The organism is Sphingobium sp. B1D7B, assembly GCF_025961965.1.
In the GTDB taxonomy this organism is placed as follows: Bacteria; Pseudomonadota; Alphaproteobacteria; order Sphingomonadales; family Sphingomonadaceae; genus Sphingobium.
This window is the reverse complement of sequence record NZ_JAOQOR010000001.1, coordinates 1,306,244-1,321,113: the sequence shown is the minus strand read 5'-3', so window position 1 is coordinate 1,321,113 and position 14,870 is coordinate 1,306,244. Positions and strand designations below refer to the sequence as shown.

The 14,870-nt window shown below is 63.8% G+C and carries 10 protein-coding genes; 1 reads left to right on the top strand and 9 read right to left on the bottom strand.

Features of this window, described 5'->3' with window-relative positions:
• Positions 1-113: 113 nt before the first annotated feature.
• The 6 genes from M2336_RS06000 to M2336_RS05975 are packed head-to-tail and all read right to left on the bottom strand — an operon-like array spanning position 114 to position 9,182.
• Positions 114-1,124 carry a hypothetical protein gene (locus M2336_RS06000; RefSeq protein WP_264574345.1) on the bottom strand — a complete coding sequence of 337 codons (1,011 nt, stop codon included), beginning with the start codon at positions 1,122-1,124 and terminating at the stop codon, positions 114-116.
• A gap of 2 nt (positions 1,125-1,126) precedes the next feature.
• Positions 1,127-1,525 (bottom strand): hypothetical protein, encoded by a 399-nt coding sequence (locus tag M2336_RS05995; protein ID WP_264592656.1) that lies wholly within the window; start codon positions 1,523-1,525, stop codon positions 1,127-1,129.
• Positions 1,526-1,555: 30 nt separating this feature from the next.
• Positions 1,556-2,416 carry a sugar phosphate isomerase/epimerase family protein gene (locus M2336_RS05990; protein WP_264574343.1) on the bottom strand — a complete coding sequence of 287 codons (861 nt, stop codon included), beginning with the start codon at positions 2,414-2,416 and terminating at the stop codon, positions 1,556-1,558.
• A 43-nt stretch (positions 2,417-2,459) separates the two neighbouring features.
• Positions 2,460-5,165: a glycoside hydrolase family 2 TIM barrel-domain containing protein gene (locus tag M2336_RS05985; protein ID WP_264592655.1), complete on the bottom strand. Its 2,706-nt coding sequence runs from the start codon at positions 5,163-5,165 to the stop codon at positions 2,460-2,462.
• A gap of 55 nt (positions 5,166-5,220) precedes the next feature.
• Positions 5,221-6,870 carry a carboxylesterase/lipase family protein gene (locus tag M2336_RS05980; RefSeq protein WP_264592654.1) on the bottom strand — a complete coding sequence of 550 codons (1,650 nt, stop codon included), beginning with the start codon at positions 6,868-6,870 and terminating at the stop codon, positions 5,221-5,223.
• Positions 6,871-6,920: 50 nt separating this feature from the next.
• On the bottom strand, positions 6,921-9,182 hold the full coding sequence (locus tag M2336_RS05975; protein WP_264574340.1) for a TonB-dependent receptor: 2,262 nt from the start codon (positions 9,180-9,182) through the stop codon (positions 6,921-6,923).
• Between the two features lie 265 nt (positions 9,183-9,447).
• Between M2336_RS05975 and M2336_RS05970 the strand changes: the two genes are divergently transcribed.
• Positions 9,448-10,206 carry a FadR/GntR family transcriptional regulator gene (locus tag M2336_RS05970; protein ID WP_181558593.1) on the top strand — a complete coding sequence of 253 codons (759 nt, stop codon included), beginning with the start codon at positions 9,448-9,450 and terminating at the stop codon, positions 10,204-10,206.
• Positions 10,207-10,237: 31 nt separating this feature from the next.
• On the opposite strand, the gene M2336_RS05965 is transcribed toward M2336_RS05970, so the two are convergent.
• From M2336_RS05965 to manD, 3 genes are all read right to left on the bottom strand, one after another.
• Entirely contained in the window at positions 10,238-12,505 is a 2,268-nt protein-coding gene (locus M2336_RS05965) for a glycoside hydrolase family 3 protein (protein ID WP_264574339.1), read from the bottom strand.
• A 163-nt stretch (positions 12,506-12,668) separates the two neighbouring features.
• Positions 12,669-13,601, bottom strand: coding sequence for a sugar kinase (locus tag M2336_RS05960; protein ID WP_264574338.1), 933 nt, complete (start codon positions 13,599-13,601; stop codon positions 12,669-12,671).
• Entirely contained in the window at positions 13,601-14,809 is a 1,209-nt protein-coding gene (gene manD, locus M2336_RS05955) for a D-mannonate dehydratase ManD (protein WP_181558590.1), read from the bottom strand. The genes M2336_RS05960 and manD overlap by 1 nt, the downstream gene beginning before the upstream one ends.
• Positions 14,810-14,870: the final 61 nt, after the last annotated feature.

The window sequence follows — 14,870 nt, the reverse complement described above, 5'->3', positions numbered from 1 at the left end:
TTCTACTCCGATTTTATTGCAGGACCGGTGGAACGGCACGGCCAACGGGATACCGACCGACATTTGCCTGACCAATAAATGGGGTTCAAATGAACGCCGACTCGCCCACCCCATCATTTCAATTCGTCGATCATCTCGAGTGCGGATCTCACGATGGCGTCTTCGGCGCAGCCCGGCTGCAGGCGAGACCCAATGACCTGAAAGGTCAAATGCGAGCGCGCAGTGTCGGAATAAATATAGCCGGAATTGGCCGATCCGTTGGCCAGCGAGGTCATCATCAATTGCAAGCCAGGGGTGGAACGCTTGAGACGCGTGCCGATCTCGCTGTAGACCTCGCCATTGATCGCGCTGATATAGACCAGGCCGATCTTCAGCATGCCCGCGCGGATCGTCACCGGTTCCCCGTCGGCATAAGGCGGAGCGGCGCCTTCCCGGACGGGATTGTCCCGGTCCAGCCGGTCTCGCCCCGGACATTGCAACTGCCTGACCACGCCCGCAATCACCCCCTGCCGGCTGCGCGCCAACGTGCCGAAATGCATGAGATCAATGGCGCTCTCCCCGAGAAGCGCTCCCCCTGCCGCGACGATCTGGCTGACGTCCTCGACCGCAGCAAGATAGTCCGCCCGCCTTTGTGCTGGCACAGGGCTGCCCAACGCGGCCATACGGTCGGCCATCGACACTCCGGCGCTCGGCTGGCCCTCTGCCAGTCGCGCGAGAACGCGCATGTCCGACGCGCCGGGCACGCCCCTGCGCACGCGACTCAATCTATTCTGCGCCCGCGTGAATCTGGGGTTCTGGTCACCGGAAGCGCCTTGAGCGAAAATTGCCACCGTTGCGTCGCCATAGCGCCGCTCGATATAGCGCGAGGCTTCGCCCGGCACGTCCGCGCTCACGACGCCCGACATGTAGAAATTGATCGGGTGCATGGCGTAGTTGAGATAGACGCCGATCGGCAGGCCATCCTCCCCCAGCGCTTCGAGAATCGCCAGTGTCTTGTCGGATGGTCCGTCAGGATTGGGCCCCTGTGCCCAGCGGTTGTCCCGCAACAGGTCGCGATTGATGTTGAGGTCCACCTGCGTCGTGCCAAAGCCGATTGTGGCAGGCCGCAACGCGGCCTTGGCCATTGTCACCGCCTTGACGATGGCCAAGGCGCGTCCGGCCCCGCACCCGCGCGCAAGCGCGACGAGCCGGATGCGCTGTGCGTATGAGTGGCCGACACGACGAAATTCTCTTGCGGGCACCCCGTGATCTCTGCCGCTTGGGCGATCGCCTGCCCCACGACCGCGTCGGATATGCCGATCAGATCGGCGCCGACAAGGACTGCGCAGCTCTTGTCATTGGCGATGACAAGGGCGCGGACGTAGAGGGGATCACGAATGATGTCGCCGGGGCTGAGCCTGGACGCATCCGGTGTAATCTCAACTTTCGCCGCCCCCGCCTTCCATGCGCTATCCTGAGCGGCCGCCGCCCCCCATGCGACAAAGGCAGTGGCGCCAAGCAAAGCCGCGCGAACCAGAATTTTCATCACAGACCCCTCCCCTGAATGTGTCGGCTATCAGCGGTCCGAGACCGAGCCTCGCCGCACGCGCTGCACGAACACCGCGCCCCGGCCGGCGGCTGCAATCTCGTCCTCCGGCGCATCGACTTCGACATAGCCGATCGCGTTGGTCATCCTATCGAGCAGCGGTATCAGCCGCGCATAGTTCAATATGCCATCGCCCGGCGGAACCAGCCGGTCATGCTTCGATGGCCCGCGCGATGGATCGACATCCTTGAAATGCATGGCGAGGACGCGCGGCCCCAGCGCGCGGACGAGCCTCAGAGGCTCGGCGCCGCCCAAGGCGGCCCATGCCAGATCGATCTCGAAATCCACCTCGCCGGGCGCAAACCGCTCCGCGATCAACGCGAGCGGGGTCTTTCCCTCGAGCGGAACATGGTCCCAGCCGTGATTGTGGAAAACCAGACGCAGGCCTTCTTCATGTGCCGCGCGCGCAAGATCGTTTAGTCGCGGCAGCCACGCCTCGAACGCCGCGCGCGTCGTCTTGCCGGGGACCGCGCCCTCGAAGAACACCGGCGCGGCCGATTGCGCGACAATCGTTGCGCCGATCTTGCGCGCTGTGGCCATCTGCATTGCCGGCGCCACGCCGTAACCCAGCCGCACGACGCCGACCGACAGACCGGCATCCCGCACCATCGCGGCGGCCTCGACCGGATCAGGCGCCGGCGGCTGGCGGGGGGAGAGCGCGGCGAGCGGGAAACCGAAATGGCTGTACCCCATCGCTTTGGCGGCCTTGAGGGTCCCCGCATAGTCGCGCTGGAGCGCCTGCGCGACGGTGATGCTCGCCAGTCCGAGCGGCCTCGCTTCTGCCGCGGGCCGAACCAGCGAAGGCGTGCATCCTGCTGCGAACGCAGACACCGCGCCCGCCACTACAGCGCGACGGGCAACGCCAGAATCCGGCTCAGTTACCAACCGGTTCGACCTCAATGGCGGAAACCACCGCCTCGCCAACGGAAGCCTTGAACTGCAGCGTCAGCATCTGGCCCGTCACATCGACGTCGAACGTCTCACGCACGGCCGCGCGGACGGCGCCAGCCCGGGCGCGAATGTCATAGGCTTGCAGGACCGGCCTGCCATTGGCGGTGACGCTGAACCGCCGCTCGCCGACGCCCTTGTCTGGCTCCACAAAGCTCAGCGTGACGCGGTAACGGCCATCGGCGGCGGGGATTCGGTATTGGAACGCCTTCCCCTGCCGAAAACTCGCGACCACATCGCGCCGATCCGTTCCGCTAATCTCGGCGAGGACGGCCTGGCGGCCGCGTCCGCCGGGCTGATCGGTCGTGCCTGCCGTACCGCCGACGAAGAATTCATCCGAGCCGAACTTCACGTCCGCGCGCGCGGCGACGAGCGCGCCGCTGTCGATGCGGAAGCTGCGGGCCTGCGCCGGCGCGACGGTCCAGTCGATCCGATCCATGACCGGGCCGGACGGGAACACGCCACGGGCTTCGATGACATTGCCGCCCTGCTTCAGGCGCACGGCCGGCCATACGCATACACTGTCGGGGCAATCCTTCAGACCGCCCAGCGTGCGGCCATTCACCGTGAGCAGGGTCTCCGGGGCATTGCTGTAAACGCGAATGTCGGTGACGGGATAGGCGCGGTCCACATAGCGACGGCCGTTGATGTGGACGGTCGGCTTGTCGGACCAGTTCGCGCGATAGAAGTAGAAAATGTCCTTTCTGATTTTGCGATCATAGGTGACGATGCCCTTGGTATTGATGTCCTGCGCATCGCCCTCGCGCCGCACCGTCGAGCCGAAATCGAAGCCGTTCCACAGCCAGATGCCCCAAAGATCGCGCCGATCCTTGAGCACCTTCCAGCTCTGCTCATGATACCAGGAGAAGAAGGCTTCCGGCTGGGTCCGCCCAGCAGATTCAATCGGGCCGCCCAGCGGATTGTCCGATGCCATGTTGGCCGCGCCGCCAGCCCCGATCTCGCTGATCGAAATCGGCTGATCGGGTCGCTTGGCGCGCAGTTCATCGAGATGCGCGCCAAGCTGATCCGGCTCGCCATAATACCAGCCATAATAACGGTTGGCGCCGACGGCATCGACCGACTCCGCAACGGGCGGCACGTCCGGCATGCCCCGGCCTTCACAGCATTGCGCCAGCACGACCGGCCGTAGCGGATCGACCGATTTGGCCAGCGCGTTCAGCTCGTCAAGCAGCGGGCGCGGATTGGCCAGCACCTCCGGTGGGCGGCCTAGAAAGTCCGGCCGGCCCGGGCCGAAATCCACTTCATTGGCGATGCCCCACACCGCGACCGAGGCGTGATTGTAATTCTGCTTGATGAGATCCTGCAATTGCATCCGCGCATTCTCGCGAATGCCCGCCGGCGCTTCGGTCTGGTCGCGCGCATTGGTCCAAGCCGTCACCAGCGCGATCTCGTCCCACAGGATGAGGCCATAGCGGTCTGCGAGGTCGTGGATCGGCTGGCCGTGCTGATAATGGGCGAGGCGCAGGGAATTGGCGCCCATATCGCGCATGATGTCCACCGTCTCTGCCACGTCCTTGGGCGTCATGGCCCAGTCGGCGGCTTCATTATCCTGATGCAGCCCCACGCCGACGAGCGGCATACGCTTGCCGTTGAGGAAAAAGCCCTCCTTCGGGTCGAGCCTCAGCGTGCGGATGCCGAAGGGCTGGTCCAGTGCATCGAGCAATTCGCCGGTGGCAGACCGCATCTCGAAGCGCAGCGTGTGGAGATAGGGATCGGCCGTGCCGTTCCACAGATGCGGATTGGCGACGACCAGCGCACCGCGCATCTCCCTGACCGCGCCAGCGGCCAGCTGCGCCGTCTCGCGCCATGTCGCGACCGCCTTGCCGCGATGATCGAGCAATTGCGCGTCGATCGTCACCGGCTGCGCGGAGGCGCTGTCGTTTCTGAGCCGCGCGAGCAGATCGATAGTCGCCCGGCCGCTCTCAACGCTGCGGGTCGCGGCGTAGATGCCCGGCCCGCCATGATCGAGCATGTCGATATGGACCGGATTGGTCATGACGAGACTGACCGGCCGATACAGCCCGCCCCGCACAAAGAAGTCGCCGGTCATCGGCAGCACGTCCTCAGTGCTGTTCCCCAGACGCGGCTGGGTGTTGTCGACTTTCACGTAGAGCGAATTGGGCTCGCCGAAGCGGATCACGCTGCTGGCATCCAGGCGGAAGCGACCAAACGGATTGCGATGCTCGCCCAAGCGCACGCCATTCAGCCACACCTCGGCGGTCCGGCTGGCTGCATCGAATTCCAGAAAGGCACGCTTGCCCGCATTCGCCGCTGCGGGCGTGAAGGTCAGCTGATACCAGCCGACGCCCTGGGTCTTGTTGACTGTCTCCGCCGAGTTCACATGCGTTTTCGGGTCGGAGAGATAATAGCCGACGCGATTCCAGCTGTGCGGCACCGAGACCGGCTTCCAGTTCTCCGACTTAGGGTCATGCGCGGCGGGACCGGCTTGGCCGACCAGATTGAACTGCCAGCCGTCGGCCAGCGCCATTCTGGTGCGCACGTGCTCGCTGGCCTGATTGCTGGACGACACCGCGTCACGGGCAAGCGATGGGGAGGCCTGGCTCGTTGCAGCGAGCGCCAGAACCAGTGCCATCGATGTCATCATCCGCATATCTATCTCGCCTTCTTCATGTCCTAGTGCGCGTCTTCAGGCAGGCGTTCGCCGGTCAGTCGCGCGCCGCGCCACCTGCGGGACGCTGGGCGGGCGCGGCACGGAAGAACGCCAGCCTGCGCTCGTCCGGCCAGGCAGAGATATGTGCATCAGCCCCGAGTTCGAGCAGGCGCGGACGGGCCGGGTCGAACGTCACCCATTTGAGTTGCTGCGTGTCCGGCTTCCCCGAGCGGGCAAAGGCGACGAGCGAATCCGTCATCGCGCTGCTGAACGCGCGGTCTGCCTGGGACCAGTCCCGCATGGGGCGGAAGCGATCGAAGCTGTCGATCGTGGAGAGCCAGAACGGCACTTCCGAGGTGTGGTAAGCGCCGGCCGTCGCGGGATCGAGGTCGGGGATGTGCACCCCGGCCGGGTAGGAATGCGGGCGGGCGAACATATAGCTGTAAACCGGCGCTTTGCCTTTCGCGACCTGCGCCCGCGCCCAGGCATCCATCGCCGCCGCCATCGTCCCGTCCCGGTCCGCAACCCGCGCCTGCGCTTTCGCTTCAGCATCGGTCGCCGCGGGGTAAAGCTTCAGGAAGGCGTCCGCACGACCGCCGAAGACGGCCGCAGCCCGCGCCTTGTAGTCAGCCAGCGTCTGCACAGGGCCGAGGCCACCGAGCGATTCATCGCGCGTGAAGCCGAGCATGAGCGGGACATCGCTCTGGGCAGACCGGTTGAAGGCCTCGTCAATCGGGTAAGGCAACACATAGCCATCTTCGATCGGGCCGACCGGCGGAGTTCCGGGCACGCGCGGCACGACCAGCCGGTCGGCGGGCATGGCGCGAAGATCAGCGAGGTTGCTGCCCTTCCAGATGGCCTGCAGCCGCACGCCATCTTGCTCGGCCTGCGCCAGGGGACGCATGGCACCCGGCGCCGCCGAGCCGATGAGCGCACCGCTCATGCCCACGGCGCGCTGGAAAAGACCCTTGGCAAGCGGGCTGGCCTGCAAAGCGAGAACCGACATCGACCCGGCCGACTGGCCAGCAATGGTCACATTGGAAGGATCGCCGCCAAATTGCGCGATGTTCTCCTGCACCCAGCGCAACGCGGCGATCTGGTCCAGGAATCCATAATTGCCCGATGCTTTATGCCCCGATTCAGAGGTCAGATCGGGATGCGCGAAAAAGCCCAGCGGGCCGACGCGATAATTGAGATTGACGAAGACAACGTCCCGCGTGGCGACAGTCTCGCCACCGTACAGCGCCATGCTGCCCGCGCCGATGAAGAAGCCGCCCCCATGCAAGAAGATGATCACGGGCGCCTTGTTGAGTCCCGGCTTGGCCCAGATGTTGAGATAAAGGCAGTCTTCGCTGGTGACTTCCGCGCCGGAATATTGGTTGGTCAGGATGCCGCGCTGCTGCTGCATGCATTGCGGGCCGAACCGGTCGGCATGATAGATGCCCTTCCAGGCCGCCACCGGCTGGGGCGCCCGCCAGCGCAAATCCCGTACCGGCGGTGCGGCATAAGGCACGCCCAGAAACGCGCGAACGCCGGAGGGCAGCATCCGTCCCTCAATCGCCCCCGCCTGCGTCGTCACCCGCGGCTCGGATGTGCCAACGGCCTCCCCAGCCAATGCCGGAGGGGCCGCCGATAACGCGCCGAGGAAAAAGAGGCCAGGACCACGCCATTGCTGAATGAACCCTCTCAAACGGGCAATCGTCATGGTACTGTCCTCTCTTTCAGTTCTGCTTTGTTCCGTTGATCGGAACGGTTTTAGTTGCTCGCTCCAAAACCGACCCGGAGGCGGACGCCGACATAGCGCTGATAGTTGCGCGGAACCTGCTGGATCAGCGTCGGGGCCGAGTATCCATTGCCCGTATAATCGGTGATGGACGTCAGATACGCCTTGTTGAACAAGTTGTTGACGAAGAACGACAGATCCCAGTTCACAGCGCCCGTGCTGCGCAGGCCAATGCTGGCATTGGCGATGCCATAGGCATCGAACTTGGTGAGCGGGTTGCGATCCAGCGAGAAGTTGACATCATCCTGCCAGGCATAGTTCGCGCTCATATAGGCGTTGATCTCGGTGCCCTGAATGGGCGCCTCGTATACGCCACCGACGTTGAACTTGAAGTCCGGCGAATTGGCGAGACCAACGCCAGCCAGATCCTGCACGAACGTGGTCGTGCCCGGAATGGCGACGCAGCCCTGCGCGACCGTCTGACCAGGATAGCAGCTCGCGCCCGGGAATTCGCGGATCTTCGCGTCGACGTAAGCGGCCGAACCATAGAGGTTGAGGTTCGGAGTCGCCCGGATGGAGCCCTCGAACTCGATACCCTTGGTGCGCAGCTTGCCGACATTCTTGAGAATGAATTGCGGCGCACCGGCGATGAATTCCGCGCTCTGCGCCTGGAAGTCGTCATAGTCGGTCCAGAAGCCGGTGATCGCGAACGATCCACGGTTGCCCCAGAAGCGACCCTTCATACCGACTTCGTAAGATACGGAATGCTCGGGCTTGACGAGATTGTCGATCCGCGACTGGTTGAAGCCCGACGAGATGTCGTAGGCCTGCCCCTTATAGCCCTTGGCGATGGCGGCATAGACCATCACTTCGTCGCTCACGAACTGCTGCAGCGAGGCCTTGCCGGTGACCGCCGTATCGCTACGCTGATCTTCGTAGACGACAGGCGTTGCCGGCCGATTATCGCGATAGAACACGCCGACGGTCTCGCGATTCACGCGGCCGCCGAGCGTGAGCTTGGTCGTGGGCGTGAAATTATAGCCGAGCTGACCGAAGGCGGCATAGCTTTCCGTCGACGCGGTCGAATCCCAATCCTGACGGAGGAACGACAAGAAAGACGGCGCCGAACGGATGAAGCGGCGATCGGTATTGCCATCAGCATAGAACAGGCCGACCATATACTCGAACGGGCTGGCGCCCCGCGAGGTCAGGCGCAGCTCCTGGCTGAACATCGTCGCATCATAGGGGCCGCCCTGATAGAGGGTCGGCGCGGCAGAGAAGTCGAGATCCTGGCCGGATTCCAGCTTCCAGCGCTGATAGGCGGAAACCGATGTCAGCGTCGCAAAGCCCAGGTCAAGATCGGCTTTGGCCGACAGCAGATACTGGAAGCTGTCAGCGCGCGGATCGCCATCGAAGCGGACATTGTCGTTGCCGACGCCCGGCCGGATGCCGCGCAGGTCAATCGCCGCGCCATTCTGGGTCGCACCAGGGGTCACATAATAATAGGTCGGCGCGTTGCCGTTCGACTTGGTGTTGCTGTAATTGCCGGACAGCGTGAGATCGAGGTTGCCGGCACCGTAAGTGAACTTGCCGCCAAAACCGTAGCTTTCCGCGCCATTGAGGCGATGACCGTTGGTCAGGTTGTTGATGTAGCCTTCACGGTCGGAATAGAAGCCGTTCAGCCGGAAGCCGGCATTCTGGCCGATGGGACCGGAGAGCATGGCGGATACCCGCGTCTCGTCGTCATTGGTCAGGACACCTTCGACATAACCGCTCAGGTCACGCGTCGGATTCTTGGTCGTGATGTTGACCACGCCGGCAGACGCGTTCTTGCCGAACAGGGAATCCTGCGGCCCACGCAGAACCTCGACCTGCGCGATGTCATTCAACCCGCCACCGAACGCCTGGCCCTGCTGAAGCAGTGCCACACCGTCCACGACGATCGAGACGGCGGGCTCAGTGCTGGTCGAAAAGGAGAAGGTGCCGATGCCGCGGATCGAGACGGACGACGACGCCGAATTGCCCTGCTCGTTCACCGTCAGCGACGGCGACACGCGGGTAATGTCGGAGAATTGGGTGACCTGCGCCGTGTTCAGCACCGCCGAGTTGATCACGCTGACCGCCGCCGGAACTTCAAGAATGTCCTGCTCCCGCTTTTGCGCGGTCACGATGATCGCTTCCGGCTCAGCCCCGGCACCGGCTTCGGGCGCGCTCTGGGCGAAGCCAGGCGTTGCGACCGCACAGGCCGCCGCCAATGCAGCAGACGCAACGGAAAAACGTAGGAAAAAACGCATTTAGGGAGATCCTCTTACCAAAACTCGGAACCGAACCGGACCTGGCCAAGTCACTGCGGATAATTGGTCATGCCACATTGTAGGCAGAATATAAATGGCTGTGGCGGGAAAAATCAGCGTGCTGACCGAAAACGGCTAATTTCAGCCGCCACTTTCATATTCGACTGTTGCAAAGAAACCGCGCAAAGGTGTCTGGCCAATCCGCTCAATCCGCGATAGCATCGCCGCTTTCCTCTGGCAGAGGGTCGACATAGAACAGGTGGTCATGGCATCCGAACCGATCAGCGGCAGAGACCGACTTTATCAGGCAATCGCGCACCAGTTGCTGGAGGTGTTCGGGAGCGGGCGCTACAAGCCTGGCGACCGGCTACCCACGGAGCGGGAACTCGCGATCCAGTATAATGTCAGCCGCCCGACGATCCGCGAGGCGATCATCGCGCTGGAGGTTCAGGGCATCGTCGAAGTCCGCGTCGGCTCCGGCGCCTATCTCAAAGGCCTGCCCAGCGCGGGCGATCCTGCGGCATTCAATGTCAGCGCCTTCGAACTGACCGAAGCGCGCTTGCTGCTGGAAGGCGAAGCGGCCGCGCTTGCGGCGGCGCAGATCACCGACGAGGAGCTCGCTACGCTGGCGCAGCTGATCGACGAGATTGCGACAGAGAATGAGCGCAACGCCGGCACGGAAGACGCCGACCACCAGTTCCACCTGACCATCGCGCGGGCGACGCGCAATTCGGCGATCGTGAACCTCATCGACAATCTCTGGTCGTTGCGCGCCAAATCCCCTGAGACCGCCCTGCTCTATGCCAAGGCGCGATCGGCCAATGTCAAACCGGTCATCGACGAGCATCAGGTCATTCTCGATGCGCTGCGGACGCGCGACCCCGCCAAGGCCCGCGCCGCCATGCGCGCGCATCTGACCGCGGTTCTGGACAGCCTGCTCTTTGCTACCGAGGAAAAGGCGATCGAGGAAGCGCGCAAGGCATCGGCATCGAAGCGCGCCCGCTATGAAAGGGCGATTGCCTGAGCAACGCGCCGGGCTCCCCCGGCATGCCCACTCAGTAGGTCAGGCCAAAGCCGAACGGATAGAGCGTGCCGCCCGGCGTCTCGGCATAGCCGGGCGCATCGGAATGCTGCCGGTCGACAGCATCGAGCGAGGCAGGCAAGGCGAAAGGCAGGCGCCCGGCCGGGGCCTGCTTGCCGGTCAGCACGTCGATCTGGGCCGCATCGCTCGCCCCGAAGCTCGCGACGATCGCCCCGGCATTCCGCAGCCCGCTGCCTTCATCGAGCACATAAGGCTGGCGGAAATAGATATTGAGGATCACGCGGCGCGGATCGCCGATTTCGCGCATGACCGCCTGAATGTCCGCCAGCGACGGATAGACCGACCAGCTCTGCGCCTTCGCCATGGCGGAAAAGGACAGCATCCCTGCTTCCCAGGGAAACGCGCCGCCGAAAATCAGATTGTCGTCCACGCAGGTGACGTCCTTGCTGACACCGGGCGCCGTGCAGGGGTCCTGCTCACCCCAGCTTGCCTGCCGCTTGCCCGTCACGCGGTTGGCGATGCTGGTCGCCGGATCGACCGCGCGCCCGCCGGCTTCGGTTGACTTGCTGGAATAGCGCCGCGCCCCGTCCGTGCTCACGCGGACATTGATGACGGCATAGTCCGTGCCCGCCGGGACGACGGGACGGACCTGCCCCTTTTTCGCGTCATAATTGCCGTCAGTCGCTGCGAAACCCCGCGCGGCGAAGTCAGCACCGGCAAAGCCCATGGTGTAGATGCGACTGCCCGGGCGGAGCGGCAACACAGCCGAGCCGTCCACCTTCTGATTGTGCAGCAGCACGAGCGACCGCCGCTGAACATCCAGCCCCAGCGCGCGATGCTCAGCCGTGCCGATCATCTGCGGCGCAGCTTCGGCGTCGACATAGGGATTTTCGAACAGGCCCAGCGCGAATTGTTCCGTCAGCAGCCGCTCGACCGCCGGATCAATATCGCGCGCCTCGCTCAATGCGCCGTCCCTTACGAGATCGATGATCGTGCTCTTGCTGCGGAATTCGGAGAGAATATCCGTGCCAGCACGAACGGCGAGCGCGGTGCGATCCGCGATGGTGTATCCCTTGCCAGTCGCCGGATTGATGCGACTGTCTTCCAGACCCCATCCGCGCTCTTCGATGATGCCACTGTCCGAGTTCACATAGCCGCGAAAGCCCAGCTCATCCCGCAGAATACCCGTGACGATCTGCCGCGAGAACGCCATGCCCAGACTTTCGACCGGCCGCCCGCCATGATGCGCATCAACCGGCACGCCATAATAAGGCATGATCGAACCCACGCCCGCGTCGATGGCTCGCTGGAAGGGGCGCAGATGATAATCGAACCCATACCGTCCGCTCGGATCGGTGTAGAACTGGTCCTTGCCGAATGTGTAATGCGCATCCAGCCCGAGCTGCTGCGGCCCACCGCCGGGGAAGTGCTTGAGCGTCATGCTGACTGCGGTGGCCGGAGAGAGCGCAAGGCCGCCCTGCCCTTTCTCGCCCTGCAGACCCTGAACGAGCGCCGTCACGATATCGCTGACCAGATCGGCATCTTCGCTGAACGTTTCGTGGAAGCGTGACCAGCGCGGCTCCGTGCCCAGATCCGCCATATAACCATACATGCCGCGCAGGCCGATGGCCCGCCACTCCTGGCCCATGACGCGCGTAAATCCGGTGATGACGGACATATCGCCCCGCAGGCCAGCGGGTGGCGCACCGTCCGTTGCGCTGAGCAGCCCTGCAGCGCCAAGCGCAGCGGCAGCGAGCCCCGCCTCTTTCGGAAATTCGGTAAAGGCACCGGCGCCCTGGCCGATGCCGAAGGTCGGGCTGACCTCGACATGGTTGCGGGCATTGTCCTTGAAAAGCGCGGGGATGCCAAGCCGGCTCGCCTCGCGCGCTTCCTGCACCGCATTGGTGAAGCGCGCCATCTGCAGCGGCGTCTGCCTGTAACCGCCCCTCAGACGGAAGCCGGTCAATTTGACCGAACAATCTGCCGGCTCCGTGGAGACCGTGGCGCGCAGGATGAAGCGGCTCATCTCCTCCTTTTCGATGAGCGCCTTGCCATCCTCAGTGATCGAGCCGTCACAATCGGGATTTTGCGTCGCGATCAGCATCGTCCCCGCCTTCTCGGCCAGCGTCATGCGCGTCACGAGATCGCGTGCACGTTCAAGCGCCGTCAAACGCCAGTCTTCATAGGGTTCGAGCGTGCCGGAGGCATTGAGGTCTTTGAACCGCAGTCCGGCCACAGTGATGACCGGCTTGCTGCGCGCCGCGACATCCGGCTGTGTCATCGTCGGTGAAGCAGATGGAGTAGACGCGGCGGCGGACCGGTCCGTTGTCGCACAGCCGCTAAACACGGCGCAGAGCGCCATTGCGGATACCGAGAACGAAATCTTGCCAGTCATGCGCACGGCCTTCTCCAATCATGCTGTTCTTATTGGCGGGGTCACCCGGTCAAACGGCCATCCCTGTGTCGTCGCCCGATGGCCGACTGTAGATCCCGGCTTCGGCCGGCGGAATAGCCCCGCGCCGCTGCACAACCCAAGCGGCCAGAGCATTGCCGGCCTCCGCCGACGCCTCCGGACTTCGCCCCACCAGCCGATGAGCCAGATAGCCGCCATTGAATGCATCGCCCGCGCCGGAGGTATCCAAAGGGCGCGCCACGATCTTGCGGGTCGGAACGAGGCAATCGCCCGCCATCGCGCCGGTCGCCCCCATTTTTACAGCGACCTCATCGACGCCGCGCTCGCGCCAATAGGTTATTGCTTCCTCGCAAGAAGTCGTCCCGAGCAGAGCCTGCTCATCATCGAGCGTCGGCAGACCAATGGACGCTGTCCGCAGCGCCGCATCATGCCAATGCCGGGCCGCCGCCACCGTCTCCCAAAGCGCCGGACGGTAGTTGCTGTCAAACGCGATGCGGCCACCGGCTGCGCGGCGGCTCCGCAAAATATCGAGCAACGTAGCGCGGTCTTCCTCCGGGAGGATGGCCAGCGTCACCAGCGAAAAATAAACTATCAGCTCGGCGTTACGGACTGCAGCGGCGAGGGTATCGGGCGCGATCAGTGAAACCAGGCGTCGTGCGGCGCTGTCGCTGCGCCGATAGGTGAAGGAGCGCTCGCCCCGTTCGTCGGTCGCGATGAAATAGATGCCGCACTCATGCGCCGGACTGCGCGCCACGCATGAAAGGTCCAGCCCCTCGCCCTGCCACTGTGCCGCGAGAAAATCGCTGAACCCATCGCGCCCGATGGCCGTCGCAAGGCCGGTCGCGATACCGAAGCGCGCCAGATGAACGGCCGTGTTGACCACATCGCCGCCATGGGCCTGCCGCCAGCACGCATCCTCCCGCCGGAACTCGACCATGCCCTCGCCGATCGCGAGAACGCGCATCACCAGTTCCACATGCTGCCGTCGGACAGCCGCGCGACCGGCAGATAGGCCGGCTTGTAGGGATATTTGGCGGCCAGAGTTTCATCGATGTCGACGCCATGACCCGGCGTCTCGCCGCAGTAGAGAAAACCGCGCTCGAAATGGTAATCATGGGGGAAGACGGCGTCCGTCTCCTCGGTGTGGCGCATATATTCCTGAATGCCGAAATTCGGCACCCAGGTATCGAAATGCAGGGCCGTGCCCATCGTCACCGGCGAGAGATCGGTCGCGCCGTGGCAGCCCGTGCGGACCTGATAGAGCGAGGCCAGATCGGCGATGCGCCGCAGATGCGAAACGCCGCCCGCGCCTACAATGGTCGTGCGGATATAGTCGATCAGCTGGTTCTGGATGAGATCCTTGGCATCCCAGATGGTGTTGAAGATCTCGCCGACGGCCAGCGGGGTGACCGTGTGCTGGCGGACCAGCTTGAAGGCTTCCTGATTCTCCGCGGGCGTGACGTCTTCCAGCCAGAAAAGCTGATAGGGCTCGAGCATCTTGCCGAGATTGGCGGCTTCCTGCGGCGTGTAGCGATGGTGGCCATCATGCAGCAGATGATGGTCGAACCCGTAGGTCAGGCGCAGCTTGTCGAACAGCTTGGGCACATGGTTGAGCGCCTTGCGCGTATCCCAGCCGGTGACGGAAGGCAGCGCGGCATCGGCAGGCTCGTAGTAGAGCTTGCCACGCCCGACGCCATAGGCGTCCTTCACATTGGGAATACCCGTCTGCGCGCGGATCGCCTGATAGCCCATGTCGATATATTCGCCCACGGCATCGACGGTTTCTTCGATATCCGAGCCATTGGCATGGCCGTAGACCATCACGCCATCGCGGCTGCGGCCACCCAGAAGCTGGTACAGGGGCATATTGGCCATCTTGGCCTTGATGTCCCAGAGCGCGACATCCACCGCCGCGATGGCCCGCATGGTCACCGGTCCGCGCCGCCAATAGGCCCCGCGATAGAGATATTGCCAGATATCCTCGATCCGCCGCGGGTCCATGCCGATGAGGCAGGGCGCCACATGGTCCTGCAGATAGGACACGACCGAAAGCTCCCGCCCGTTGAGCGTGGCATCGCCGATTCCATAAACGCCCTGATCGGTCTCGATCTTGAGCGTCACGAAATTGCGTCCGGGACAGGTGACGATGACCCGAGCGGCAGTTATCTTCATTGCAGGCAAAGCTCCCGATGAGTGTCCAAGCATTTTCGCCTGACAATCAATACTAGATTGG